Genomic DNA, 25926 nt, shown 5'->3' with positions numbered 1-25926 from the left:
CCCGCCCGTCCAAAAAGGACGGGCGGGACGCCCATCCCACTTTCAAGAGTGGAAGTTATTTAATTCTCATTCCTAAGTAGGTGCAAATAAACCTCCCTGTGGGGAGGAGGGGGGCTGAGTGCAGCAATAAACTGGCAGCTTTGATATATCTTTGCTTAACCCGCCACTACAAAATATTATTAAAAACACCGTTGCTGCGTTCCAAACTATCTAAGTCAAAATCGACCCACTCATCATCCGCTGATATCTCCGCTCCAATTCATCCCGCACCACCGGCCACTGATTCAAACTTTCATCATTCTCAATTACCATTTGAGCCGCCGCCCTCGCCAACTCCAAAACCTCCTGATCCTCAACCAAACTCGCCAAAGCAAAATCCGGCAAACCCGACTGCCGAGTTCCCAAAACCTGACCAGGCCCGCGCAATCTCATGTCCATTTCCGCAATAAAAAAGCCATCTTGAGATTGTTCTAAAACCTTCATTCTCTGCATAGCTTCCGCAGTTTTGGAACCGGGCATTAACAAACAATAAGAACGGTTGCTGCCCCGACCGACTCTACCCCGCAATTGGTGTAGTTGCGACAGTCCAAAACGCTCAGAATTTTCAATTAGCATTACCGTGGCATTCGGCACGTCTACTCCCACCTCGACCACAGTAGTAGATACTAAAATATCCGTTTCTTTGTCCCGAAACTTTGAAATTGCGTCATCTTTGTCGGCACTGCTCATTCTCCCGTGCAGCAAACCCACCTTAAACTCAGGAAATACACTTTTTTCAAGTTTCTCTTTTTCCTCAATTGCCGATCGCACATCCAACTTTTCCGACTCCTCCACCAGTGGTAGCACCACATAAACTTGACGCCCGCTAGCCACTTCCCGCCGAATCAAATCGTAAGCTTGTATGCGTTCTTTGGCAGACAGTACAGTGGTTTGAATCGCCTGCCGGCCGGGGGGAAGTTCATCAATTTGACTCACATCTAAATCCCCGTGCAGCGTCAGCGCCAGCGTCCGGGGAATGGGAGTTGCCGTCATCGTCAAAACGTGGGGAGCTTCGCCTTTTTGCTGCAATTTAGCGCGCTGCTGCACACCGAATCTGTGCTGTTCGTCAATTACCGCCAAACCCAATTTATGGAAATTCACTGTATCTTGAATCAGCGCGTGAGTTCCCACTAAAACGGGCAATTCTCCGGTTTCTAACTGGTTGTGAATTTCGCGGCGCTTGGCTACTTTTGTCGAACCAGTTAACAGTTCGACAGACAAGTGCATCAAGTTAAACCAACCTACCAATTTGCGGTAATGCTGTTCTGCTAAAACTTCAGTCGGCGCCATTAAAGCGGCTTGATAGCCGGATTGAATTGCTGCTAGCATTGCCACGACAGCTACTACGGTTTTGCCAGCGCCGACATCGCCTTGCACTAATCTATTCATCGGTTGCGACGAAGCTAAATCGTTGAGGATGTCATTGATGACTCTTTCCTGAGCATTAGTCAAGGCAAAAGGCAAGATTTCATAAAAATGTTCGATCAATTTGCCAGTAGGAAGGATGACTGCACTAGCTTGAGCTTTTCTTTGGGTTTGGCGGCGCTTTAAAAGTCCTAATTGCAGGTAGAAAAATTCGTCAAAAACTAAGCGACGGCGGGCGGCGGCCAAACAATCTCGATCGAGCGGAAAGTGAATATTAGTCACGGCATCGGCTAAACCCATTAAACCGTAACGCTCGCGCAAATCCTCTGGTAGCGATTCTGGCAACATTTTCGCCGCCGGCATTGCAGCCAAAATCGATCGCCTCACCGAACCAGCATCCACCCCTTCCGTCAGCGGATAAACTGGTATCAGGCGGCCGACTTTCATTGATTCGATCGCACCGCCGGAGTCGTCTAATACTTCTAATTCAGGATTTTCTAAAGTAATTCCATATTTACCCTGCTTCACCAACCCGGAAGCTGCCAGCACCGCACCTGTACAATACTCGCGCTTTTTGAATTCTTGCCAACCGCGATTGCTGTAGCGAGGGCCTGCAAAAAAACGACTAATTTTTATCTCTCCGGTGCGGTCTTTTAAAATTACTTCTAATATGGTTAATTTCTTATTCTTCGGACTAGAAAAGCAATTGCAGCGCTTTACTTCTGCGATTAAAGTGACAGTTTCCCCAGCTACTAGCTCGCGAATTTGTACTTGCTTTGCATAGTCGATGTGATTGCGGGGATAGTAGTAAAGCAAGTCATATACAGTGTATAAACCCAGTTTTGCTAAGCGGTTGCCGTTGGCCGGGCCGATGCCGGTGACGCGGGTTAACTGTTGGTCCAGAGTCAGGCTGGGCGGTGGGGGTGCTGTACTCAGGGGTACTGTTCGGGGAACGGAAAGTGCTGGGGCGGTTGGTTCAGAAGCGTTTGCGGGTCTGACTTGTGCTACTTGTTCTTGCTGGTGGCGAGTTTCTTGTTCCCAAACTTGCTCCATTTGCCTCAGAAAACTGACCGTAATGGCGATCGAATGTTGGCGCTGTTCGAGATCCTTCTGAGGGTAGATGTCAAATTCAGCGGCTAGTTGTCTGGCTCGATCGCGCGCCGAAGCCGCCACAGAACCTGCCAACTGTCTCAAACTCAGGCCCAGAAACTCGCTGAAGCGGTATTGACTGCCTTGGATGTCGTTAAATCCGCGATCGGCTTCTACTGAAAGAGCTTTTTGCAATCGCTGCCATTCGGGTTGATTATTAGTCATCAGTCATTAGTTATTAGTCATTAGTCATTAGTCATTAGTCATTGGTCATTGGTCATTAGTCATTAGTCGTTAGTCATTAGTTATTAATCATAGCTCAAGAATTCCCGACAACTGACAACTGTCAACTGACAACTGACAACTGACAACTGTCAACTGACAACTGACAACTGTCAACTGACAACTGACAACTGACAACTGTCAACTGACAACTGTCAACTAACAACTGACTAATCTTCAAACCAACTCGATCGCCAAGCCGACTCAGCCTCCACCACAGCAAGTTCCCGCTGCTTTTTCTGGTAATCGCGGCCCAGCGAGTTCAACTTGACAGACAGGTTACGAATTTGCTGACGCCAAGCCGAGGTTCCCGCATCGGCAAACTCTATTTCCGATAGCCGCAGTTTAATCGCTGTAATGTGCAGCGCCCTACTACCAAAGGTTGCTGCCAATTTTCGCGATGCTGATGAGGCATCGGTTTCAATGATTAAGTTTAATAAGTTAGGCGGCCCGGCAACACTATCGCCGGAGGATTCAGCTTGAGAAGCAGCTTCTAGAACAGGTTCTGGCAATTGACTCGGCAAGATTCCCGACTGTTGCAGCAAGCGGTTGGTGTCGCGAGAAAGCAGCTTGAGTATATGGACGATCGACTTTTCAATACTATTTTGCCAGCGTGCCAAACTTTCAGGGGAATTGGCGTTTGGCAATTGATAATTTGCCAATGAAAATAGATAGTTAATCGCGGAAACTTGGTTTTTTTCCTTTTCGTCTTCTTCGTCTTCCTCTTCTTCCTCTTCGTCTTTGTCGAAGTCGTCTTCGTCTTCCTCTTCGTCTTCGTCTTCCTCTTCCTCTTCCTCTATTTCTTCCTCTGTTTCTGATTCAGTCACCAGCGATCGCAATTTTTCCTCCGACGCCACAGCCAAAGCCTTTACAGACTGCTGCATTTTTTGCCGCGCCTCGAAGGACAACTTGAGAAACGACTCCGGTACTGCTTGAGTGCAAAGGTGATAGCAAGCCAAAATTAACTGCTGCCGCACCGCTTGTCCCAACGCAGTTAAATAACCTTCGTAGGTACTGCGAAACTCCATATTCAAGGCTGCTAAAGCCTCTTCGAGTCCTGCCAAATCTTGCTCTATTCTCTCTCTTGGTCGCACCATATCTCTCGTATAAAATTAAAATAAGCTAATCCACTTTTAAATTCCATGGTCAAATAAATTTTCACTTTTGTGGCGTCGGCAGCCGATCCCGCCCTCAACAAAAAATTTAAATGCACAACAGCTTAAGACTTACGCAAATTTTCACTTTTTACGCTGTCTGTAGTAGTAAGGCTTGCAGTGATCGGCCTACAAATATAGTCTGTCCATAAGTCCTATAAAAATTAAAAATTAAAAATGCAAAAAATCAAGTTTTCACATTTTTAATTTTTAATTCTCAATCTTAATTGGGATTATTGAACACCCATTTGGGCTGCCACTTCATCGGCAAAGTTAGCTTCTACCTTTTCAATGCCTTCGCCCAAGACAAAACGCACGAAGCGGCGCACTTGGATATTTTCTCCAATTTGGGCGATCGTTTGTTTCACCAACTCTTCCACCGAGATATTCTGATCTTTAATAAAAGGCTGATCCATCAAAGATAACTCTTTCATGCGCTTCTCAATCCGCCCTAGAACAATCTTTTCTTTGATGTTTTCCGGCTTGTTGCCCAAGTCATCTTTGCCCATTTCAATTGCCTTTTCTCTTTCGACAACTTCGGCGGGGATATCTTCAACTTTCACGTATTCCACATTCGGGCAAGCTGCAATTTGCATCGCAATATCCCGCACCAACTTTTGGAATTCTTCGCGACGTGCCACAAAATCTGTTTCGCAGTTAACTTCTACCAGCACTCCCACGCGGCCACCCGTGTGAATGTAGCTACCTACAAGCCCTTCTGAGGCAACTCGTCCACCTTTTTTACCCGCCGAAGCCAGACCTTTTTTCCGCAGCCACTCGATGGATGTTTCCATATTGCCTTCGTTTTCAACGAGGGCTTTTTTGCAGTCCATCATGCCCGCGCCAGTTTTTTCGCGCAGTTCTTTAACAAGTTTTGCAGATATGTCCGCCATCTTCTTTAAGTTCCCAATCAAAATTAGTTATTAGTCATTAGTCATCAGTCATTAGTCATCAGTCATTAGTCATCAGTCATTAGTCACTAATTTTAATGTTAATGATTAGACCAGAGTGAAGAAATACCCAGTCGATTTTAGTACCGACTTTGTAGGTGTAGCGCCAGAATTAATTCTGGCCCTGACACAATGAATGCTTTTGCCAGAGCTCTACTAATGACTTAGACTCGTGCTATAGCAATCCTAAATGATTATACTCGTTACCAGGCTCTGCCTGGTAACGCATATCCGGAGGCTCTGCCTCCATAGTCTCCGCCGAGGCAGAGCCTCTGGACATCGGTTCCCAGGCAGAGCTTGGGAACCAGTTAACCAGTTATTGAAACTGATTTAGGATTGCTATATGTACAATTAAAAATTAAAAATATCAAACTAAAAATAATAATTATTTTTAATTTTCAATCTTTAATTTTTAATTTCCTGGTGTCAGATTCCGAGGGCAATACTAGCTCTCGGTTTCTTCGCCCTCGGCCTCAGCAGCGTCGTCGGGATCTACATAATCGGGGTCATCCAATTCTTCGATTTCGACATCATATTCAGCGCCTTCGTAACCACCTTCGTAGTCGTAGTCTTCCTCAGAGTCGCCGCCCTGCTGACCGTGACGACCTTCGTAGATGGCATCAGCCAACTTGCCGACAATCAGCTTGATCGATCGAATAGCATCGTCATTCGCCGGAATCGCAATGTCAACCAAATCCGGGTCGCAGTTGGTATCCAACAGAGAGACGATCGGAATTCCCAACTTTTGGCATTCCAACACCGCATTATACTCGCGGCGTTGGTCTACCAGCACCACTCCGTCGGGAATCTTCCGCATAGATTTAATCCCGCCCAGATATTTCTGGAGTTTTGCCATTTCTCGGCGCAGCACAGAAGCTTCTTTTTTCGGCAACAAATCGAGGGCGCCGATTTCCTCGCGGCGCTCCAAATCCTTGAGGCGCTCCACGCGGGACTTAATCGTCGTCCAGTTTGTGAGCATTCCCCCCAGCCAGCGCTGGTTGACGTAATAAGCACCGCAGCGTTGAGCTTCTTGGGCTACAATCCCTGCAGCTTGGCGCTTCGTACCCACGAACAAAAACTTTTTGCCTTTTTCTGAGGCCACTCTCATGTACTCGTAGGCGTCTTCCATAAGCTGAGCGGTTTGCACGAGGTCGATGATGTGAACCCCGTTGCGCTCTGTAAAAATGTATGGAGACATTTTCGGGTTCCACCGACGGGTTTGGTGTCCGAAGTGAACCCCTGACTCTAACATTTGAGCCAAACTGACTACTGGCATTGTATTTTTAACTCCTAATTCGGGTTAATCCTCCACCCGGTCGTATTTCTGAAGGTTTGCGCCCTAGAAACACCCGAAAACCCGGATGTGCGAATTTAAACAACTTTTCTAGTTTATCACAGCGCGCGCTACTTTTTCTGACAATTTTATATCACTAGGTTTAAACTCAGATGTTGCACCATTGTCGAGAACGGGCTCTCCGGCCCGTTCCACAAAGAATGAGTTTTCTTGTGGAACAGGCCGAAAAGCCTGTTCCTAAACAAGTAATTGAGAATGGTGCAAGATGTGAGTTTAAATGGGCGGTGGGCACCCGGAGGTGAGATATAGTGCGGGGTACGCACGCTGCGGTTAAAGTTACTTGCAAGCACTTCTTAAAAACAAAAAATCCAAGTGGCAGGTTGTCAAAGCCTTTGTTGGCTTGTGAGACAATGGCGTTGTTGGTGCGCCTCTTGTGCCTTTTACCTTGGATCGAGCTGGTATCGATTTTTTTCGATCGGCAATTCAGTCAGCTTTAGTACCCTGCCCTCTCCATCCGCAAAAATCCCAAAGCTAAAAACGCCATGCCCATACCCATTCTCGTCCTGCTTGAAGTTCTAATTGTCATCGCACTTTCGAGACTTGTAGGTTTAGGATTTCGAGCGATCAAACAACCTCAAGTCATTGGAGAGATTGTAGCAGGAATTATGCTCGGGCCTTCTCTATTTGGCTTAGTTGCACCAGATTTAGCAACAGCACTTTTTCCAGCCGAAGCCGTTCCCTTCCTCAATGTGTTGTCTGAGGTGGGGCTGATATTTTTCATGTTCTTGATTGGTTTGGAACTGAATCCGAAGTACCTCAAAAGCAATTTAGATATAGCGATTTTAACTTCCCACGTCAGCATTCTAGTGCCGTTTTCCCTGGGAAGCTTGCTCGCACTGCTGCTGTATCCCATCGTTTCAAATAATAGCGTTTCGTTTACCGCCTTTGCTTTGTTTTTGGGCGCTGCGATGTCAATTACTGCCTTTCCGGTGCTGGCAAGAATTATTACAGAACACAACTTGCAGAATACCAAATTGGGGACGCTGGCCTTGACTTGCGCTGCGGTAGACGACGTGACGGCGTGGTGTTTGTTGGCGGTGGCGATCGCAGTTACTCGTACTAATTCGATGATCGGTGCTGTGCCGACAATTATTCAATCTTTAATTTACATCGGTTTCATGCTGACTGTAGTTCGCTGGTTCTTGCAGCGGCTTTCCAAGCACTACAACCGTACCGGCAGATTAACACAGTTAGTGCTCTCCGGCATTTACATGGGAGTTTTAGCTTCTGCCTTAATTACTGAATTAATCGGCATTCATTTAATTTTCGGTGCATTTTTGCTGGGTGCTGCCATGCCTAAAAATGCGGGATTAACCAGAGAATTAGCTGAAAAAACCGAAGACTTTGTACTAATATTTCTGCTGCCAATATTTTTTGCTTATAGCGGCTTGCGGACTGAAATCGGCTTGCTCAACAGTCCCGAATTGTGGCTGCTGTGCGCCGCAGTTTTGGGAGTGGCAATTGTCGGCAAATACGTCGGCACTTACGTTGCAGCTAGAGTCTGTGGCATCAGCAACCGCGAAGCTTCAGCGCTGGGATGGCTGATGAATACTCGCGGTTTGACTGAACTAATTGTGCTGAATATCGGTCTTTCCTTGGGCGTAGTGTCGCCGCTGCTATTTACGATGTTAGTCATCATGGCTTTAGTGACAACTTTTATGACTTCGCCTCTGTTGGAGTGGACTTATCCAAAACGGTTAATTCGGTTAGATATTTCAGAAGTTAACTCTGAGGATTCAGAATTAGAGGATTTAGAAATGGCTGACAGCAGCGAAGAAACTGCTAATAAATTGCTGCCAACTTATCGAATTTTAGTACCTGTTGCCAATCCCAGCACGCAGAAAGGTTTACTGCGACTAGCCGTAGCGCTGGCGCAGCCGGCTGCTGGTATGGGTGGTGAGGATTTACAGTCGGCGGCGGTTCATCCTCTGAGTTTGATAGAATTAAATGAGGATTATGCCTTTGAAAGTACGCCTGCGGAAGCCGATCGCACTATTGAAGAGCGTCGCTCGAAATTATCAGAATTGATTGATAGTTTGGAAGTGCCGGAGGCACAAAAATTCGTACATCCCATCATTCGGGTTACTAATGATGTAGCCAGGGAGACGGCCCAAATCGCGGAAATAGATCGCGCGGATTTGATTTTATTAGGATGGCACAGGCCAACTTTTAGCAGCAACCGTTTGGGAGGACGTGTCGGCCAAATTCTCAGCAACGCTAAGGTGGATGTAGCAATTTTTGTTGACAGAGGCCGGGAAAGGTTGAATAACTTGTTAGTACCTTACGCGGCAAACATTCACGATGATTTTGGTTTAGAATTGGCGCTGAGACTATTAGTTAATAGCGAGGAACGCCGTTTGACGGTGCTGCGGGTGGCGGTTGACGGGGAAGCTGAAAACAATCTGAGTTACGAGTTTGGGCGAGTGATGGATCAGTTACCGGTTGAGGTGCGATCGCGAATTGAAACTCCGATTGTGGAGGCTGCTGAGCCAATTCAAGCAGTGGTGGTGGCCTCTGCTAATGCTGATTTGACTATTGCGGGTACGAGTCGGGAGTGGGGAATTGAGCGCCAAACTTTGGGACAGTATACTGATGAATTGGCTGTACAGTGTCATTCTTCGCTGCTGATTGCGCGGTGTTACGTTAGAGTGCGATCGCACTTGGCATCGGTACTCAGTCAAACTACTCAGTATTAGTCATGAGTAGGGGCGCACTGGGCATTTTACCCAATTACCGATTACCAATTACCAATTACCAAGATGATGAATCATTTAAGCCTCAAATCACTGGCATTTTACGGGATTGCGATCGGCTCAGTTTCACTGCTGTTTAAAGTAGTAACTGCTTACGGGGAAGCAAATTTAAAGGCGGCCCCGGCAATTGCAGGAAATTATCGCTTCGATCCTAAAAGTTTGCCCGAATGTCTGAATTCTGATGTTTTGGTATTGACAATCGAGCAATCGGGTGTTTATTTGAGCGGTAATTTGCGATCGGGCAGCAGGGAGGGCCGGAAAAAAACAGCCCAAGAGAAACCTTCTCTATTGGGTAAGTGGGAAACTCAAGGATTGAACTTGTCGGGTGCGGTTCCTAATTTAGCGGGTTGCAGCGACTCCACAGCAACCGGTCAAAACAGTTCTGTTAAAATGCGCGGAATTGTGGAGCAAGAAAGCCTCAAGGGAAAAATTAGTCTAACTGATAAGACGGCTGCTACTGATTTTACGGCTCAAAGAGAAGCGGCGGTGCAACCCCAAAAGCAGGAACATTGATTGATCCCAATAGAGAAGAAGAAATGGGAAATGGGTAATTCTTTGTCGCTTTCCGACCGAAAGCATCCAGGATACAAGCCCCCGGATTCATTCCGAAAGCAGACTCAGGACCCAGAAATAAAAAACCTGTATCCGATAAAGGAACCCCAGAATTTATCCGTGGGATCAATGCTTCAATTCTTTAAATCTAAAATCTAAAATCTAAAATCTAAAATCGATTGACTCTCCCCTTCACCCCTCATGAAGCAAGGAATCACAAAGTGGCTGTGGGGGTGAGGGAGTGGGCGATCGAACTCCCGCCGCCGGAGCTCGCCTGTGACGGTCGGTTGCTGCTAAATTAGAAAATATACCTAAAAGTCAATGATAAAAATAAAGTATCCCAGAGAAGTTCTTGGTTGAGAATCTGTCTTGCTCAAGACCCCCCGTGCCCGTATAGTTTGTTTGGAATGGATGTTGCCGTGATATTAATGCCGTCAGAAACTTCGCTTACCCAGTCAAACCCGTTGATTTTAGACAGTTTGCCAGACTTGTCGCCCTCCGATGGGGGATGTTCCCGCCGAGCCAGATTGCAAATTGACTTGATGTTGCTGGCGATCGAAGCCTTGTATCTCGGAGGTGCCGAAGAAATGCTGGCTGTGTCAAAGGACCTGGAATTGGAATCAATTATCAAAAATCGGGTTGCCCTTTGGCTGATGCGTAATACTAACCCGCTGAGACGCTACACCCAGCGCCGCTCCCTTACCATTGTGGAGGCAAAAGCGCTGGTGGCGATCGCCTGCAATATGGCGCGCAAGTTAACCGCCACAATTCGGCAGTTGCTGCTAGACTCGCAGCAATTGCGATCTAAAAATATCCCCCTCAACCAGCACTTGCCGCTGGCCGAGTATTTAGAACGCTTTCGAGCTCACTTTCGATCACGCATGAACCCCAAGCGATCGCTAGTTGCAGCTTACGATTCCGACGACAAGCTCAACGAACTAGCTTTGAACTTGTTGAGCAAACTGCTATTTTGTACAGGCACAGCCGGAATGCAGCGCTTCTGGGTTAGCCTGTTTGATGGAGAAGTTGAATAAAAAATGACTATTAGGCGTCAGTACAGTCTGCCAAATTGCACCCTGGTTCTAGAAGGGTTGAGCGATGGATCGGCAGCCAGCCAGTTAGATATACGGCCGGTGCTTTCCATATTAATGAGCGCTGAATGCTATGTTACAGGTCTTGGCGAACCCCTAAGCGGGGGACGAGACTTTTTTGAAAGCTTGGTGAGGGCCGTCAGCAGCTACGCTCAAGAATTTATGAGCGGAGTGCATTATCCCGATCGCTACGGCCCGAATGTGGGTATGGTGCAGTTACATAGAATTGACGGCAACGTGCATCGGTTGACCGTTCTACCCGCCTCCACAGGCAGCGCAACCCAAATCGATCAAAAAACAGAACTGTCGGCAAAAGTTGATTTGACGACGGTACAGCTATTTGACTTGGTAGAGGCGATCGATCAGTTTTTTGCCGACACGCAGACGCTGCCGGAATTGTCGCTGCAATTAACCCCAATTTCCAGGCGTTATATCAAGTCGGCCGAACCTTTGGCGAAGCGGACTTTGCCTGCTGTCGTGGGGGTATCGAGTTTGGCTTTGGCTGCGATGGCATTTTTCTTGGTGCCGGTGCCCGAAGTCCAGCGGCCGAGAGATCCGGTGCCACAGCCCAATCCAGCGGGCCAGAATCAGGGGACGCCGAATCCGGGCGGATCGGGTTCGCCTAATCCCAATCCCACGCCCCCTGCTGACGGTTTGCTGCCTGGGAATCAAACTCCGAACGCTGAATCGCTTTCGCCGACTCCGATCCCCGCGCCGCTGCCGGACGCTTCACCGTTGGGCACACCGCAGTCGAGCACTTCGCCGGAAAGCACGCCCACTCCTGTTGCTGAAGGTTTGGCAAGCCCAGAGGTGGCAGCCGTGCCAATTACCGATCCAGGGGAAATTGACCTGTTGAGGGGCAAACTTTCCCAGCAAATTGACGGAGTTGTGAAGGATCAGCCTCCGGTTGATGCGGAGTTGGTTTATCGGGTGAGTGTGGCCCAAGACGGGGCGATTGTCGGTTACAAGCCGGAAAATTCGGCAGCAGTCGATCGATCCGAAACGCCGTTGTCGGAGTTGCTTTACCAACCTGTTGGCACCAGGCCACCTGTGGAACCGCTGGCTGATTTCCGCGTAGTTTTGGCACCAGACGGCACTGTTCAAGTCAGTCCTTGGTAATGGTTGATTGTTGACTGTTAACGGTTGGCTGTTGACTGTTAACGGTTGACTGTTGACTGTTGACTGTTGACTGTTGACTGTTGGCGGATACCAAATCCCGCTTAAATCCTCCCTCAATCTCTTAGTCGGCGGAGGCAGACTTGGTTTTTTTAGTAGCGATTTCATATCGTTTCCGGTTGCATCGGTATTGTTCAAATGTCCAAACAGTCAGTTGTCATATCAATTCCGGTTGTATCGGAATGATGAAACCGCTCTTGACACAGAGGATACAGAGAAAGGGAAGAGAGAGATGAATACAGGACGATGCCAACGGATTTGATATCAATCGCCGAATCATCTAGAAACCGATTGCTGATTCAAAAGCCTGTTGGTGCGATCGGCTTAATGTCTGGGTCAAATCCTCCGACTTGATTTGTGCGAATTATCCACAAAAAAGCTCCTTGTTTTAATAAAACTTTGGCTATTTCATCTTGGGTTCGCCTCGGCAGCATTGTTCGGTAACTAATAGCTGTTTTTATCATGGTTGCTATACCTGCAAAAAAGGTTTTTTTCAGTTCCGCATCAATCCCCGCTAATGTCGAATTTTTCCGCCAATCTGGACGGACAATGCCGAGGGGCATTAATACTTTTTCTAAACTCTCTCCTAAAGCTACTAACTGGTGAAATCTTTCGGTTTGTGCGTCGGTGGGATGTGTTTTTAACCAGTCTTGAATCTGAGGATTTGACTCTATTTCGGAAGTGATTTTTTTAATTGTCGCGTAAATTGCCTGACTTGAATCTTGGACGCAAGAAGTTGCTGGCGTGACTAAACTTGCGCCGGTGCCGTCTCCGCTGCGGTAGCGGGCCATCATGATATCTAGCTGCTGGTTTAATTCGGTTAAAGGCGACAAGGTGATGCCGTCAAAATCGTAGTCGCAACACACGCAGTCTAATTTACAGATGATATCGCAAACCGGGCGATCGCCCAACCAGCCGCGCTGCAAGTCTCCCATGTAGCTTTGCCATTTGCTGGAACCGGCAACAATTCCGTCGGGATTGTGGGCGTAAACTTGTTTGTATTCTATGTCAAAACGCAGTTCGCTGGTAAAGCGATCGCGCACTACTTTTGCTACTCCAAAAGCAAAATGTCCGGTGACAATTCCCAGCGGTGGCCGTTCGCCTTTTTTGCCACCGATACCCCCGAAACTGTGAATCACTATCCCGATATCTCCTTCTTGCCAAGGCGAGATTGAAGCGTTTTCTGTAGCATCATTTGGGGTTAACAATACTATTTTTGCTTGCCCTTTTTGTGCTGGTGTATTTTCCCAATTTTGGCTGCTTAAATAAGCGAGAGATTTTTTTAGTCCGAAATGTGTTTCATCTGGGATTAATTGGGCAATTTTGCGGGGTTCGATTGCCTCCACTACAAATATATTGTCTTCGTCTCTTTCGCCGTAAATGTACCAGCCGTCTGGATTTAAGGGCGATTGTTCGATTAGGTGATTGGTAGACCTCGCTACGCCATTTTTGTCTGGCTGTACTTGCGGAATCCGAATTATTTCGGCTGCGCCGTCAAATTGTCGAGATGTTTTGTTGAAATGCCGGACAATAAATTTGTCGCTGTCGCGTTCTTTTCGCTGTAAAATTGTGACTAAGGCGCAGAAACGTCCGATAATTTGTACTGGTTCGCGATCGATCGTGAGTTCGTGGCGATCGCTGCTGCTATAATTAATCGCAATCACGGGCCTCCGCAGCATCACAGTCACGCTGTCATCGAGTCTGCTGCCTGCTAGAGTTTCTAAAGGCCCGACATTTCGCCAGCGGTTTAATCTATCTGGATGGATATTGCCAGATTTTTGACTTTTTTGAGTTTCTTGTGTGAAGTTTATATCTTGACTGACTGCGTGGACAAAAAACTGTACTTCGCGATTTGTACTCCATTTCAAAAATGCTGTTTTGCCAATAAAGTTTTTATATTTTTTTGGTGCATTTATTACTTCAAAAAACACTGTACCGTAGGGCAGCCGCTGTTCGTTTGATGGCAAAATTAAGCGCCCGTGCCAAAGAGCGATCGGCTTGTAGAGATAGGCAACTGATGCTGGATTTTCGCAGATTATCTCCGGCTCAATCGCTCTTGAAATATCGCTTTTGCCTCCAAAAATAGTAGCAGTTAAATTGCCGTCACTTTCTACGAATCTTGGTTCTAAAAAGACCTTTTCATGTGGTAAAATATTGGCGGTTAAATTTCCAGTTTTTTTTGTGAACGAGCTGCCCCAAAAAAGGTGACGGTTCTCCAATTTCGCCTGCAACCAATTGAGAAAAATGCGAATAAAAATAAACGCTGTTAAACCACAAACAACAGTTAAAATAATCAGCCCCAGTACCAAAATGAATTGGTTGAAAGACTGACCTGAAACTAAAAAAATTGTTGGCCAGATTAATGAAAATGCCGCCATAATATCTAAAAACGAGTTTTAGGTTCGATCCAGTCTGTGCTGGCTTGACTGCCGAAAACTAGGGGTTTGTCCTCGGTGACTGCTACTGTTTGCCCTGTCATATCCACTGCACAAAGAGGCCAAGATCGATCGCCCAAATTGCCGGCGCGGAACAGAACTTTTCCGGGACAAACTTGACTCCAACCCAACAATACAGCATGAGTGTAAAGACTGCGAGCGGGAGCAACGGTATAAGTATAATTATCATTTTTGTCCCAAATGACACCGTAGTCGGACATATCGGAAGAGTTGAAAAGTGCTTCAAATTCGCGGGCGAGAATCCGGGAACCGTCTTGATTCCAAGAAACAGGCACTAAAATGGCGATCGTCCCGGACATATCTGTATCATCGCTAGCATACATCCCACTTTCGGCCAGTGGGGAAGCAGCCGCCACTGTTTGCAGTTCGCCGGTTTTGAGATTTTCCACAAACATGACGCTGCTAACCCGACATCGGGAGAATTCCGGCTGTACTTGCAACTCAATTCGACTGTAAGCTGCGTATTGGCCGTTAGTTGATACTAGAGATGGACTGCGATAATAGCGGAGGCCTGTGCCTGCAGTGGAGCTCACTTTAGCATGAGTGGCACTAATCCATTCCCAAGGAACGGGATAAGGGCTATTTAAAGGGTCAGTCATCGGTTTTTTTCCCAAAAGTTTTACTGAATTATCCAACAGATTCAGGCTGGCACGCAACGAACTAGAAACCCGGTTTCTGCCTCGATGCTTCGCCACCAAACCCCAGATTTATAGAAACCGGGTTTCTTTTTTAGATTTGAGATTGGAGGACAAATCTCAAATCTCAAATCTCAAATTTCAAATCGGATAGGTAAGATAGTATCGAAATTAATGTGGTCTGTACACGGAGAGGGATGAAATATGACGCGATCTTTTAACCAAAAACCTTCAATCCCCCCCACTCGCGTCTCCAAGTCGCGGGGAAAAGGTTTGCTTGTACTGTCGCTGATTTTTCGACTGCTGCTGCTGGGGGTGGGTAGCGGTTTTGCGTGGGTTTTGGGGATGGCGATCGCTCAAATTTATCCGTCAGGGGCGACGGAGATGCCGCTGGCAGAGAGATTGCTGCGTGTAACTCAAAATTTGACCTCCAGCCCGAAACGCGCCCCAGCAACGCCAATTCCGGCACTCCCGCCACCAACCGCTACACCGACTCCCCAGTCAACAGTCAGTCCTGCCCAGAGAGAGAAATTGCAGTCGGATTTGAGACAGTTGCAGGGCGAACTCAACGCGCTGATTGGTCGCACTGCGGCTTTGGAGAGTCAGTTGGGCAGCAGCCGCCCGACGGAAACTTTGGAAAAGCGTTTGCAGTTGATGTCGCGGGAATTGGCGGGGCCGGAAACGGCGGCAACTATTGCCCCTGCTTTACCGGCGATCGGCAGCAGCCCGAGTCTGAACCCTGAAACGGTGAATACTGCCCCACAGAATGCCAATAATCCGGTGTTTGGGGGGGATGGGCTGATGGTGACTTTGCCCAGCGATGTTTTGTTTGATACTGGCAGTATTTCTTTGCGCGCGGGAACAAGTGCGATTTTGGACAATTTGGTGGCGGAGTTGAGTAATCACGAGGGGGCAACTGTGCGGGTTGCGGGCCACACTGACGACGCGGGGGAAGCGGCGGATAATCGCAATGTGTCGTTTGCGCGGGCTCAGGCGGTGGTGCAGTATTTGTCTGGTGTGCTCGGTCAGAAGTATCATTGGGTGGCGATCGGCTATGGGGAAAGTCGCCCTTCGGTGGATAATAGTTCTGATACTAATCGGCAGCGCAACCGCCGCATTGAAGTGGCAATTAGTCCTTAGTTTTTAGTGTTCAGTCATCAGTCATTAGTCGGCAGACTTGTAGATACTGTTGAAGTGTCAATGGTAGCGATCGAATAATTGGAGTCAATCGATTTTAGATTTTAGATTTTAGATTTTAGATTGACTTGCGCGAGATAAATGCGGGGGCTTGAGGATTTTCGATTTTCGATTTTGGATTGATTCCACGGATAAATCACGTGGCGGGTACCATCAAGAAATTCGTGGTCATATCACATCCGGTTGAACCGGAATTATTTAACCGCAGAGGGCACAGAGGACGCAGAGGAAGAGAAGAGAGAGATGAATAATTCCGATGCCAACGGATTTGATATCGAACGGCTTCTGGGATGTTAAAATTGCTGTTTTGAATTTAAGATCAAACCTGGCAACTACGGAATTATACCCAAGTACGAGTGTCCCCGCGATCGGTCACGTAAGCGCTGAACTCCGAAAATTATTATTCCGATGCCAACAGAAACGATATAAATTGTATGTTTCAATTCCCTACTCCCCTTCTCCTTTTCTCCACTTCTCCCCTTCTCCTCTTCTCCCCTGCTGTCACGCCGAAGGTGTAAGAGGTGGCAAGTCAGAATTATTTTTAGCCCGATCTATTGCCTCTCGATGTTCGCTCCTAAGTTTCGGTTTTAAATACAAGTTTTCAATCAAAGCTGCCACTCCCGCAAACCAAGGCGGCACAATTACAGCTCCAATAATTCCCAATACTTGAACGCCTCCCAATACAGACAGCAATTGATATAAAGGATGCACACCAACCGATGAACCAACCAGCAAAGGATCGAGGACGTAAGTCTCCAAATTCTGGATGATTACAAATAACAGTAATACCCACAAAAGTACCCAGCCACCTTTAGCTAATGCTACGATTAATGCTGGTACTGCTCCCAATACTGGGCCGATGAAGGGAATCAAGTTTGTCACACCTGCGATCGCACCCAAGCCTAAAGCAAATTCCGGCATTCCCAAAATGCTCAAACCTGTGGTAATAAATATCCCTAAAATGCCCGAAACTAACACTCGCCCGCGAATATAACTCCCCATTCTTTGACCGATTGGCGCGGCTTGTGCGGCTAATCTTGTATCCCAAGGTTTCGGGAAAAACTGCACCAAACTTTTGATTAGTGTGTCGCTGTCCGCAACCATGTAACCTGAAATAAATAATGCTAAAACTAGGCTGAAGACACCGCCTAGAATGCCTCTCGTTAAACTGTAGGATCGCAAAACCAGTTGTTGACTCGATCGAATCAGCCAATTAGTCAGCGATTGAGTGTCCACCAGACCCACCAAGGTTGGGGCATCGTCGGTTAGGCGACTCAATAGATTAGTTGCCACAGTTCGCAAACTTTCGACATAAACTGGTAGCTGCCGCAGCAGTAACTCTATTTGTTCGATGACCGTGGGCCCGATTAACACTACCGTCCCGCTAAATCCGCCGATGAGAGTTAAATAAACCATAATCACCGCCAGCCAGCGCGGAACCCGCATCGTTTGGGCCCAATTCACGATCGGGACGATCGAAGCAGCCAGCACAACTGATATCATCAGAATTACTAGCAGGCTCCGCAATTGCCACAGCAGCACTAGCAGCAAGGACGATGCTACAATTAGCAGCAAGTTAGGTAAAGAAATGGTAATCCGCTGTTCTGACATAATTAAGTAATCAAGGTTTGTATTGGCGCTTATGTCATCCCGCAGGGCGGGTTTATTTATATTCTCAGTTACCAAATATATGTCGGGTAAAACCCAAACCTACTCATATTATAATAAAAAGTAACATCGGCACAAAAAAATAATATGCAACCGCAATATTCAACCCAAGATTTCTCCACCATCTCGTCTATAAAATCCCCAACGCTGTTTTACGAATGGCAAAATTATCGCTGTGCTTATGAAGTTTATCAACCAACTACTGCGACAGAAGATAGCATCCCTTTGTTATTAATTCATCCGATAGGAGTTGGTTTGTCAAGAATCTTTTGGCATAGATTTTGTGAGAGTTGGTACAAAGCAGGCAACACTAATCCGATTTATAATCCCGACCTTTTGGGGTGCGGCGATTGCGAAATGCCGGCTGTGGCTTGCTATCCAGACGATTGGGCGGCACAGTTGCAGTATTTCTTGGAAACAGTAGTCAAAAAACCTGCGATCGTCCTCGTGCAAGGTGCTTTACTGTCTGTAGGCTTGGCTTTAGCAAAAATGCAGCAGGAAAGCGGCTCAAATTTAATTCGCGGCTTAGTCCTCGCAGGGCCTCCAGCTTGGGCGGTGATGAACAAACATTCGACCGAAAGACAGCAAAGAATTGTCTGGAATTTGTTAGATTCTCCCTTGGGAAACGCTTTTTACCGCTACGCCAGACGCGCTGAGTTTTTGCGTTCTTTTTCAGTGAAACAACTGTTTGGTGATGCGGCAAAAGTTGACGGCGAATGGTTGGATGCTTTGCAGGCTGGGGCGGCCAATCCTGACAGCCGGCACGCGGTTTTCTCGTTTTTAGCGGGGTTTTGGCGCCAGGATTATAGTAACACGATTCAAAAGTTCGATCGACCTGCACTCATTGTCATGGGAGAAAAAGCCTCAAGCATCAGTCAAGCGGGTAAGGAAGAGAAACCGGATGAAAGATTAGCGCAATATTTAGCTTATTTTCCCAATGGGGAAGGTTTATTAATGCCGGGGCGCAATGTTTTGCCCTACGAATCAACCGCAGAATTTGTGGCGGCTGTTGCCGAATTTGTGGATAAGTTAAATAAAAATTCAATCTCTTTATGAAGTGGTCGTCTAATAATAACTGACACAGTTAATAGACCTCATCATGTGTCCCAATATCGAGTAAAACAATGACTTCACTATTTGTTTCCGTATCCTCTTCTATCGAGAACACGATACGACAATCATAGCCGCAAGAGCAGGACTGAAGACCGTCGAGTTTGCCGCCTAGTTTGTGGGTACCTAGGTTTGGAAAAAATACATCTGCTTCCATTTGTTGAAGAGATTATTCAATACGTTGCTGGAACTCAGGATTTCGTTTGACTCACATCTTGCACCATTCTCAAGAACAGGCTTTCCGGCCTGTTCCACAAAGAGTAGATTTTCTTGTGGAACAGGCCGGAAAGCCTGTTCCTAAAAAGCTTATTGACAATGGTGCAACATCTCAGTTTGACAAACTTGCGAAATGCTCGTTTGAATTTGGGAGTCAGAACCAGTTGTCTCATGCTTCCGGCTCGTCCAAAGACTGGCGTAATGTTGAAATAACATCCTCGGCTGACTGCTGTCGAAATTTGCCTGTACGGAAATCAGCTAAGGTTCGTTGGGCATCAGCAGCTATTTCCGCGCGGACACTCTCGCGGTGACGGTTTTGCAGGATTTTTATCAGCATTTCCTGCTGTTCGTAGGACAGTTGTAAAGCAGTTTCTAGCACTTGGTCGAGGGTATTCATAGAGCTAGGCTATTACCTCTAAGGTTGAACAACTTGCGAAGTTGAGTAAATTGTATCGCTTATTCAAAGACTAGGCTAAACTTCAAGAAAAATGTACTAAACTAGGTCTTTTCATGAGCGATCGCAAAATCATTACGATCGAACCAGGTAAACGCGGTGGAAAGCCTTGCATCAGGCGAATGCGAATTACCGTTTATGATGTGTTGGGTTGGCTGGCTGCGGGAATGTCTCACGCAGAGATTCTAGACGATTTTCCAGAGTTGACGGAGGAAGACATTAGAGCGTGTTTAGAATTCGGCGGTTGAAACCGCTTCTTGTCAAACAAAGTCTACCTCCGCAGACTATGAATTTAGTTTCAACCACGATGCCAGATGGTTGTACCATCCTTTTGATCGATCAAAGTAATCCCATTATCCTTAAGCTCGTTGCGGATGCGATCGCCCTCAGCAAAATCCCTAGCTTTCCGAGCATCTTTCCGCTGCTGAATCATCACCTCAATCTCCGCATCACTCAAACCATCAACAGCATCATTGCTATCACTTTCCGGCTGAACTTCTAAACCCAAAACCCCCGCCAAACTCACCAATGTCAGCCATTTTTGCTGCAACAAATCCGGCGCAGTTTCTGTTTTTCCCTGATGCACTAAAACATTGCCTTCTTTGGCCAATTCCTTAGCCAATTCAAACAAAATCGTCACAGCGCCGGGAGTATTGAAATCATTGTCCATCGCTGATTGGAATTCCTGCACAGCTTTGCTATCCTGTCCAGTTTTCTCAACGTCCCAATTCAGTTGAGAACCGTAGCGCAGCCCAAACAGCAAACCTTCATTGATGGTATTCCAGCCATTTCTAGCGCTAGCGATCGCCTCTTCGGTAAAATCAATTTGACTGCGATACTGCGCCATCAACACAAACAGCCTCACCGCCATCGGTTCCACCGCTTTTGCATTCTCGCTTTGATTCTTACTCCCATCCTGCGTAGGGGCGGTGCCCCCGTGCCCGCCCTGGGCTGCGGGGGGGTTAGATTCCAAATCGCCAGACCAATTCCCCTCCAACAAATCGCGAATTGTAATAAAATTGTGCAAAGATTTCGACATCTTTTTGCCATTGACAGTCACAAAAGCATTGTGCATCCAATAATTAGCAAGTGACTTGCCAGTCGCGGCTTCAGATTGAGCAATTTCGTTTTCGTGGTGCGGAAAAGTTAAATCGGAACCGCCGCAGTGAATGTCAATAGTTTCGCCCAAGCAATCGCGCACCATTGCCGAACATTCGATGTGCCATCCGGGGCGACCTTTTCCCCAAGATGAATCCCAAGCAGGTTCTCCGGGTTTAGCGCTTTTCCACAGGGCAAAATCAGAGGAATCTTGCTTTTTTTGAGCTTCTATTTCTGCGGTTTCCAATCTACCGCTAGCCCCGGCTTGCATTTCTTCCAACTTGCGCCCGGAAAGTTTTCCGTAATCGGCAAACTGCCTCACGTTGTAGTAAACGTCGCCGCCGGAAGCATAGGCATAACCTTTATTTTCTAATTCGTGAATCAGCCGTTTAATGCCGTCGATTGTATGGGTGGCGCGGGGATATTCATCGGCCCTGAGAATATTCAGCTTGTCCATATCTACAAAATATTCCTCGATGAAGCGTTCTGCCACGGCTTCCATTGTGGAATTGGTTTCGCGGGCGCGATCGAGAATTTTGTCGTCAATATCTGTAAAATTCTGCACGTAGCGCACATCGTATCCCCGCCACATCAGATAGCGGCGCACCATGTCCCAAACAATGTAAGCGCGGGCGTGGCCGACGTGGCAGTAATCGTATACCGTAACGCCGCAGCAATACATCCGCACCTTTCCTGGTTCGAGGGGATCAAAAGGTGATTCGCGACGGGTCAAGCTGTTGTAAAGCGTTAGAGTCATTCGATTTTAGATTTTAGATTTTAGATTTTAGATTTTAGATTTTACAAGATTTACGCAGAAGCTCTATGTGTAGGGTGTGCAGTGCCCACCTTATCTGTATAGGTAGCGTCAAACCTTTTTTGGGTTCAGGAATGTTGGTTTGTAGTTGCGATCGCCCGTTAGCGAAGCTCGCACAAGAGTACCGCCCAACTGCCAGCCTACCAAATTTTGTACTAAATCTCCTCTATCCATAGTACCGCCCTGGCCGACTCAATCTCACATCTAATTCATGTCAGGGAATGTTGACAATTGTTTCCCTGACGATCCCCACAAGCGCTTAATTGTCAAGATTCCCTGACAAAGTGATCCCCAAAATCACGAAAATGCGTATAAGTACCCAGAATTAAAGGAAAAGACCCCTTGACCCGATCGCAAGTTGTCTGCAACATTGAGTCATGACAAAACGATCCCAAAGAAATGCTTCGATTAAGCAGCACTGGGAGTCGAATAGCGCGTGTGCTGCCAGCACAGCGTTGCTAGCAGCACCGATCGCACTCACAAAATCGATCTTGTCAATCAAGAATCGACAGATAAAGCTTTATTTAGATCGAACGGTGCGCGCAGAAGCCAATAAGTCCAAACCCCCGATCGCATCGGGAAAAAGACAAGCTAAAAACAAGCAAGGCTTCAAAGGTTGGAGAGATTTGGAAGCTCGATAATATGTAGATTTAAAAGAGTTTCTAACTCAAAAAGTCAACACATTTGTGTTGAAAGGAAAAATCTAACCCGCCATCCTAAATTAGTGGAGAACCAACTCATGGCAAAAGAACGCCCACCATTAGAAGAGATGACTTTGCGACAACTCCGCAGAGTTGCTAGCGAATGTGGAGTCTCTCGCTACAGCCGGATGCGGAAATCGCAACTCCTGGCATCAATTCAAGAAATTCAGCGCACCAAATTTTCCTACAGCCCATCTCGCAAACTAGAGGCACAAGAAGCAGTGGAAGCAGCAAAGTTTGAACTCGGTCAAGAAGATAGAACAGGCGGTTCTTTGTCGTCTGTAGATGAAGGTTTAGCAGATTTGCCCAACGGCTACGGCGAAAGCCGGGTGGTTTTAATGCCCCGCGACCCAGAATGGGCCTACACTTACTGGGACATTCCCAACGATCGCAAAGAAGAATTGCGTCGCCAAGGAGGACAGCAACTCGCCCTGCGGATCTACGACGTTACAGATGTTAACCTCGACATTCAAAGCCCGCACAGCATTCAAGAATATCCCTGCGACGAACTGGCGCGGGAATGGTACGTGCCAATCCCCGTGAGCGATCGCGACTATGCGATCGACATCGGCTACCGCTGTGCAGATGGTCGGTGGCTGGTATTAGCTCGATCGGCTGAAGTCCGCGTTCCTCCCGTCTATCCCAGCGACTGGATTGAAGATCAATTCATCACCCTCGACTGGGAAGAAGAATTGCAGGGCAAAACCTTCGCCGAACTGGTTCCTCCGGCCAAGAAACTCGCAAAAGCAGTCAATGGCGGTGGTTACAGCACCAGCAACGCCATCTACGAACAAATCTTCGGCATGGCAGAATCTGCCGAATCCCTGCGCGTAGCGGGTTCTGTCTTCGGTTCCATGCAGCACGTCGCCGGTTCCGTCCAGCAAGTCGGCATCCACGAACAAGCTCTCAGTTCCTACGTGTTCCCCTCCGGCGTCGGAATGTGGGCGGCTCCCACCATGTCCGGCCTCACCGCGTCGGGTGTCGGTATGTCCGGCCTCACCGCGTCGGGTGTCGGTATGTCCGGCCTCACCATGTCGGGTGTCGGTATGTCCGGTCTCACCATGTCAGGTTTCGGTATGTCCGGTGTCGGTATGTCGGGAGTTGGCTTCGCCGCCCCGATGCGCCCCCGCCAGTTCTGGTTAGTTGCTGATGCCGAACTGATTGTCTACGGCGCCACCGAGCCTGACGCTACCGTCTACGTAGGCGGACAGCCGATTAAACTCAATCCTGACGGCACTTTCCGCTTCCAGATGTCTTTCCAAGACGGCTTAATCGACTATCCGATTTTTGCAGTAGCAGCAGACGGCGAACAAAACCGCGCCATCCACTTGAAATTCAACCGCGAAACCCCAGAACGGCGCACCAATACCAAGCAGGATGCTGTTGTGGAATGGTTGGGCTAATCGCTCGCGGTCGATCGAGCAACGGGCGATCGTGCAGGTTTGTGCCAATTTTTTAACCATCACAAGGCATAGCCTCAGCCGATCGTAATTTGTTAAGGTTAATCCCAGACAACAACCCATAACACCCCCTATACACCGTTCTCCTGTTTTGAGGAGCGGTGTTTTTTGTATGTAGGATCGCGAATTAAATAACTTACAATTTTAATTGTTATTGTGGGATGGGCGGGACGCCCATCCCACTTTCAAAAGTGGAAGTTATTTAATTCTCATTCCTTAGTTTGTATTTAGGATTTACTCAGAAACCGGGTTTTTATTGGAGAATAGATCGTCGATCAGGCGATCGACAAAAGTTATACCAATGCTTAAAAGTAGGGATAAATATAGATTGGATGCGAGCATCTGTAGGGACTTAGGCTGGGTGTAAGTCCCTACTTTGTTTCATCTGAGATATTGCACAATTCTCAATTACTTGTTTAGGAACAGGCTTTTCGGCCTGTTCCACAAGAGATGAATTTCATTGTGGAACAGGCCGAAAAGCCTGTTCTTGACAATGGTGCAAGATGTGAGTTTCATCCGATTGACAACTGCTATAGCAATCCTAAATGAGTCGTCAACTTTTTACCCCACCCCAACCCTCCCCTTACCAAGGGGAGGGAGTAAGAAATTCACAAATGATTTAGGATTGCTATATATTAGACAATTTTCTCAATATCTCTCTATAGATAGATGTCTACTCAACTCCCCTTCCACCTACTTAAATCAAAATGTGTACTCTTCACTCAAGCATTATTAAGTAAGCTAAAGTTTACTTAAATTTTTATTGCACAAACTGGCTAAATCCAGCGAAACAAAAGAAAGCGAGTTATGAGAGAAATAAGGCGATCGCACCGCCATTCCTCAAAAGCAAATGCAAAAAATAAATTCCCTGCTGCAACGAAGCCAGAAGCGTCCCCGTCTTTTAGCCTTATTCGCTGTCACATTAGCCGCCGTCTTACTTTTATTTATTCTGCCGGCACTGACTCAACAGCCAGTCGTGCTCACCATGTTAATGCAAGGTCAAGACCTTGTTAACTGGAAACCCTTTGTCAAAGAATTTGAACAGAAAAACCCCGACATTCGCATCAACCTCATAGAAGGGCCTTTTGACAGCAACCTCATAGAAAATCTTTACACATCTGCCTTTCTTTTAGGCGAATCGCCCTACGACATCATCAACATGGATATTGTCTGGGTTCCCAAATTTGCAGCCGCAGGTTGGGTAAGCGATTTGACAGACAGAATTCCCCCCGAACAACTATCAAAATTTATCCAAGGAAACGTCGAAGGCGGGCGGTATCGGGGCAAACTTTACCGAATTCCCCACGCTTCCGATGCCGGAATGCTTTATTACCGCAAAGACATTTTAGAACAAGCGAAAATTCCAGCCCCGAAAACCTTTGAAGAGATGGTAAAAATCTCTCAAAACTTGCAAAAACAGGGAAAAGCAACTTGGGGTTATCTGTGGCAAGGTAAACAATACGAGGGAGTATCTGCGATGTTTGTCGAAGTGCTCTCCGGTTTTGGTGGCTTCTGGGCAAACCCGCAAACTTTTGAAGTTGGGTTAGATAAACCAGAAGCAATTAAAGCAGTGGAATTTCTCAAAAATACGATCGCCTCTGGCATTTCTCCTCCCGGTGTCACCACCTACGGAGAAGAAGAAACCCGGCTTTTGTTTCAAAACGGCCAAGCGCTGTTTTTGCGAAACTGGCCCTATGTTTGGAAGCTGGCAAATGCCGAAGGATCGAATGTTAGAGGTAAAATTGCGATCGAGCCAATGCTCAGCAGTATCGGTCAAACAGGCGGTTCCTGCTTGGGCGGCTGGGGCTGGGGAATTGCCAAAACCTCAAAACATCCAGAACAAGCGTGGAAAGCAATTCAGTATCTTACCAGCGAGGAAACCCAGCGCAAATTTATTTTACAAACCGGTTTAGTTCCCAGTTACAAATCCCTATTTACCAACAAAGAAATAGTCGCCAAATATCCCCACTACCCGCAACTGCTAAAAGTAGTGGAACGATCATCTTTGCGCCCGCCTCTGGCACAATACGCTCAAGCTTCTGATATTTTGCAGCGCTATTTGAGTTCAGCTTTTACCGGGAGAATGAGTGCAGAACAAGCAATGAAAGCAGCAGCTAGCGAAACTCGTAATTTATTAGGCAGTTTGAAACAACCCCAAGCTTCGTAAATTTGACATCTTGTCTCTGTTAGAAACAGGCAAGATGCCTGTTCCACAAGGAGTTAGAAACAGGCAAGATGCCTGTTCCACAAAGAGTTAGAAACAGGCAAGATGCCTGTTCCACAAAGAGTTAGAAACAGGCAAGATGCCTGTT

22 protein-coding genes are annotated in these 25926 nt (G+C 47.1%); 11 read left to right on the top strand and 11 right to left on the bottom strand.

Going from position 1 to position 25926, the window contains the following annotated elements; genetic code table 11:
• Positions 1–210: 210 nt before the first annotated feature.
• From recG to rpsB, 4 genes are all read right to left on the bottom strand, one after another.
• Complete coding sequence (recG, locus tag QUB20_RS10635; protein WP_333246019.1) at positions 211–2718, bottom strand: ATP-dependent DNA helicase RecG; 2508 nt, start codon at positions 2716–2718, stop codon at positions 211–213.
• Between the two features lie 227 nt (positions 2719–2945).
• Positions 2946–3872 carry a hypothetical protein gene (locus QUB20_RS10630; protein WP_333246017.1) on the bottom strand — a complete coding sequence of 309 codons (927 nt, stop codon included), beginning with the start codon at positions 3870–3872 and terminating at the stop codon, positions 2946–2948.
• A 290-nt stretch (positions 3873–4162) separates the two neighbouring features.
• Positions 4163–4822 (bottom strand): translation elongation factor Ts, encoded by a 660-nt coding sequence (gene tsf, locus QUB20_RS10625; RefSeq protein WP_333081940.1) that lies wholly within the window; start codon positions 4820–4822, stop codon positions 4163–4165.
• A gap of 502 nt (positions 4823–5324) precedes the next feature.
• Complete coding sequence (rpsB, locus tag QUB20_RS10620; protein ID WP_333035195.1) at positions 5325–6155, bottom strand: 30S ribosomal protein S2; 831 nt, start codon at positions 6153–6155, stop codon at positions 5325–5327.
• A gap of 560 nt (positions 6156–6715) precedes the next feature.
• Here rpsB and QUB20_RS10615 point away from each other — a divergent pair.
• The 5 genes from QUB20_RS10615 (at position 6716) to QUB20_RS10595 (ending at position 11748) form a co-directional block, all read left to right on the top strand.
• On the top strand, positions 6716–8929 hold the full coding sequence (locus QUB20_RS10615; protein ID WP_333246014.1) for a cation:proton antiporter domain-containing protein: 2214 nt from the start codon (positions 6716–6718) through the stop codon (positions 8927–8929).
• A gap of 63 nt (positions 8930–8992) precedes the next feature.
• Positions 8993–9499: a hypothetical protein gene (locus tag QUB20_RS10610; RefSeq protein ID WP_333246012.1), complete on the top strand. Its 507-nt coding sequence runs from the start codon at positions 8993–8995 to the stop codon at positions 9497–9499.
• A 218-nt stretch (positions 9500–9717) separates the two neighbouring features.
• A complete protein-coding gene (locus tag QUB20_RS10605; protein ID WP_333291336.1) occupies positions 9718–9840 on the top strand; it encodes a hypothetical protein in 123 nt (40 codons plus the stop codon).
• A 105-nt stretch (positions 9841–9945) separates the two neighbouring features.
• The gene (locus QUB20_RS10600; protein WP_333246010.1) at positions 9946–10572 is read left to right on the top strand and encodes a DUF3038 domain-containing protein; all 627 of its coding nucleotides are present in this window, start codon (positions 9946–9948) and stop codon (positions 10570–10572) included.
• A 3-nt stretch (positions 10573–10575) separates the two neighbouring features.
• A complete protein-coding gene (locus QUB20_RS10595) occupies positions 10576–11748 on the top strand; it encodes a DUF4335 domain-containing protein (RefSeq protein WP_333246008.1) in 1173 nt (390 codons plus the stop codon).
• A gap of 356 nt (positions 11749–12104) precedes the next feature.
• Here QUB20_RS10595 and QUB20_RS10590 read toward each other — a convergent pair whose 3' ends face one another.
• Positions 12105–14183, bottom strand: coding sequence for an abortive infection protein (locus QUB20_RS10590; protein ID WP_333246006.1), 2079 nt, complete (start codon positions 14181–14183; stop codon positions 12105–12107).
• 5 nt (positions 14184–14188) lie between these two features.
• Positions 14189–14860 (bottom strand): hypothetical protein, encoded by a 672-nt coding sequence (locus QUB20_RS10585; RefSeq protein WP_333056017.1) that lies wholly within the window; start codon positions 14858–14860, stop codon positions 14189–14191.
• Positions 14861–15100: 240 nt separating this feature from the next.
• Here QUB20_RS10585 and QUB20_RS10580 point away from each other — a divergent pair, with 240 nt between their 5' ends.
• Positions 15101–16036: an OmpA family protein gene (locus QUB20_RS10580; protein ID WP_333246004.1), complete on the top strand. Its 936-nt coding sequence runs from the start codon at positions 15101–15103 to the stop codon at positions 16034–16036.
• Positions 16037–16594: 558 nt separating this feature from the next.
• On the opposite strand, the gene QUB20_RS10575 is transcribed toward QUB20_RS10580, so the two are convergent.
• A complete protein-coding gene (locus tag QUB20_RS10575) occupies positions 16595–17704 on the bottom strand; it encodes an AI-2E family transporter (RefSeq protein WP_333246002.1) in 1110 nt (369 codons plus the stop codon).
• 144 nt (positions 17705–17848) lie between these two features.
• On the opposite strand from QUB20_RS10575, the gene QUB20_RS10570 reads away from it, so the two are divergent.
• Entirely contained in the window at positions 17849–18817 is a 969-nt protein-coding gene (locus QUB20_RS10570; protein ID WP_333246000.1) for an alpha/beta fold hydrolase, read from the top strand.
• A 28-nt stretch (positions 18818–18845) separates the two neighbouring features.
• On the opposite strand, the gene QUB20_RS10565 is transcribed toward QUB20_RS10570, so the two are convergent.
• Together QUB20_RS10565 and QUB20_RS10560 are read right to left on the bottom strand one after the other, a co-directional pair.
• Positions 18846–19028 carry a plasmid stabilization protein gene (locus QUB20_RS10565; protein ID WP_333142958.1) on the bottom strand — a complete coding sequence of 61 codons (183 nt, stop codon included), beginning with the start codon at positions 19026–19028 and terminating at the stop codon, positions 18846–18848.
• Positions 19029–19256: 228 nt separating this feature from the next.
• Positions 19257–19484: a hypothetical protein gene (locus QUB20_RS10560; protein WP_333245997.1), complete on the bottom strand. Its 228-nt coding sequence runs from the start codon at positions 19482–19484 to the stop codon at positions 19257–19259.
• A gap of 113 nt (positions 19485–19597) precedes the next feature.
• Between QUB20_RS10560 and QUB20_RS10555 the strand changes: the two genes are divergently transcribed.
• A complete protein-coding gene (locus tag QUB20_RS10555) occupies positions 19598–19789 on the top strand; it encodes a DUF433 domain-containing protein (protein ID WP_333056010.1) in 192 nt (63 codons plus the stop codon).
• A 50-nt stretch (positions 19790–19839) separates the two neighbouring features.
• On the opposite strand, the gene cysS is transcribed toward QUB20_RS10555, so the two are convergent.
• On the bottom strand, positions 19840–21396 hold the full coding sequence (gene cysS, locus QUB20_RS10550; RefSeq protein WP_333245995.1) for a cysteine--tRNA ligase: 1557 nt from the start codon (positions 21394–21396) through the stop codon (positions 19840–19842).
• Positions 21397–21504: 108 nt separating this feature from the next.
• A complete protein-coding gene (locus tag QUB20_RS10545) occupies positions 21505–21627 on the bottom strand; it encodes a hypothetical protein (RefSeq protein WP_333243494.1) in 123 nt (40 codons plus the stop codon).
• A 203-nt stretch (positions 21628–21830) separates the two neighbouring features.
• Here QUB20_RS10545 and QUB20_RS10540 point away from each other — a divergent pair, with 203 nt between their 5' ends.
• The 3 genes from QUB20_RS10540 (at position 21831) to QUB20_RS10530 (ending at position 25781) form a co-directional block, all read left to right on the top strand.
• Complete coding sequence (locus QUB20_RS10540) at positions 21831–22094, top strand: hypothetical protein (RefSeq protein ID WP_333245992.1); 264 nt, start codon at positions 21831–21833, stop codon at positions 22092–22094.
• Between the two features lie 98 nt (positions 22095–22192).
• Positions 22193–23557 carry a DUF4912 domain-containing protein gene (locus tag QUB20_RS10535; protein WP_333245990.1) on the top strand — a complete coding sequence of 455 codons (1365 nt, stop codon included), beginning with the start codon at positions 22193–22195 and terminating at the stop codon, positions 23555–23557.
• A gap of 907 nt (positions 23558–24464) precedes the next feature.
• Complete coding sequence (locus QUB20_RS10530) at positions 24465–25781, top strand: ABC transporter substrate-binding protein (protein WP_333056005.1); 1317 nt, start codon at positions 24465–24467, stop codon at positions 25779–25781.
• Positions 25782–25926 lie beyond the last annotated feature (145 nt).

It is taken from the genome of Microcoleus sp. B4-C2 (assembly GCF_036705265.1).
Taxonomy (GTDB): domain Bacteria; phylum Cyanobacteriota; class Cyanobacteriia; order Cyanobacteriales; family Microcoleaceae; genus Microcoleus.
This window is presented reverse-complemented; position numbering and strand designations above follow the sequence as displayed.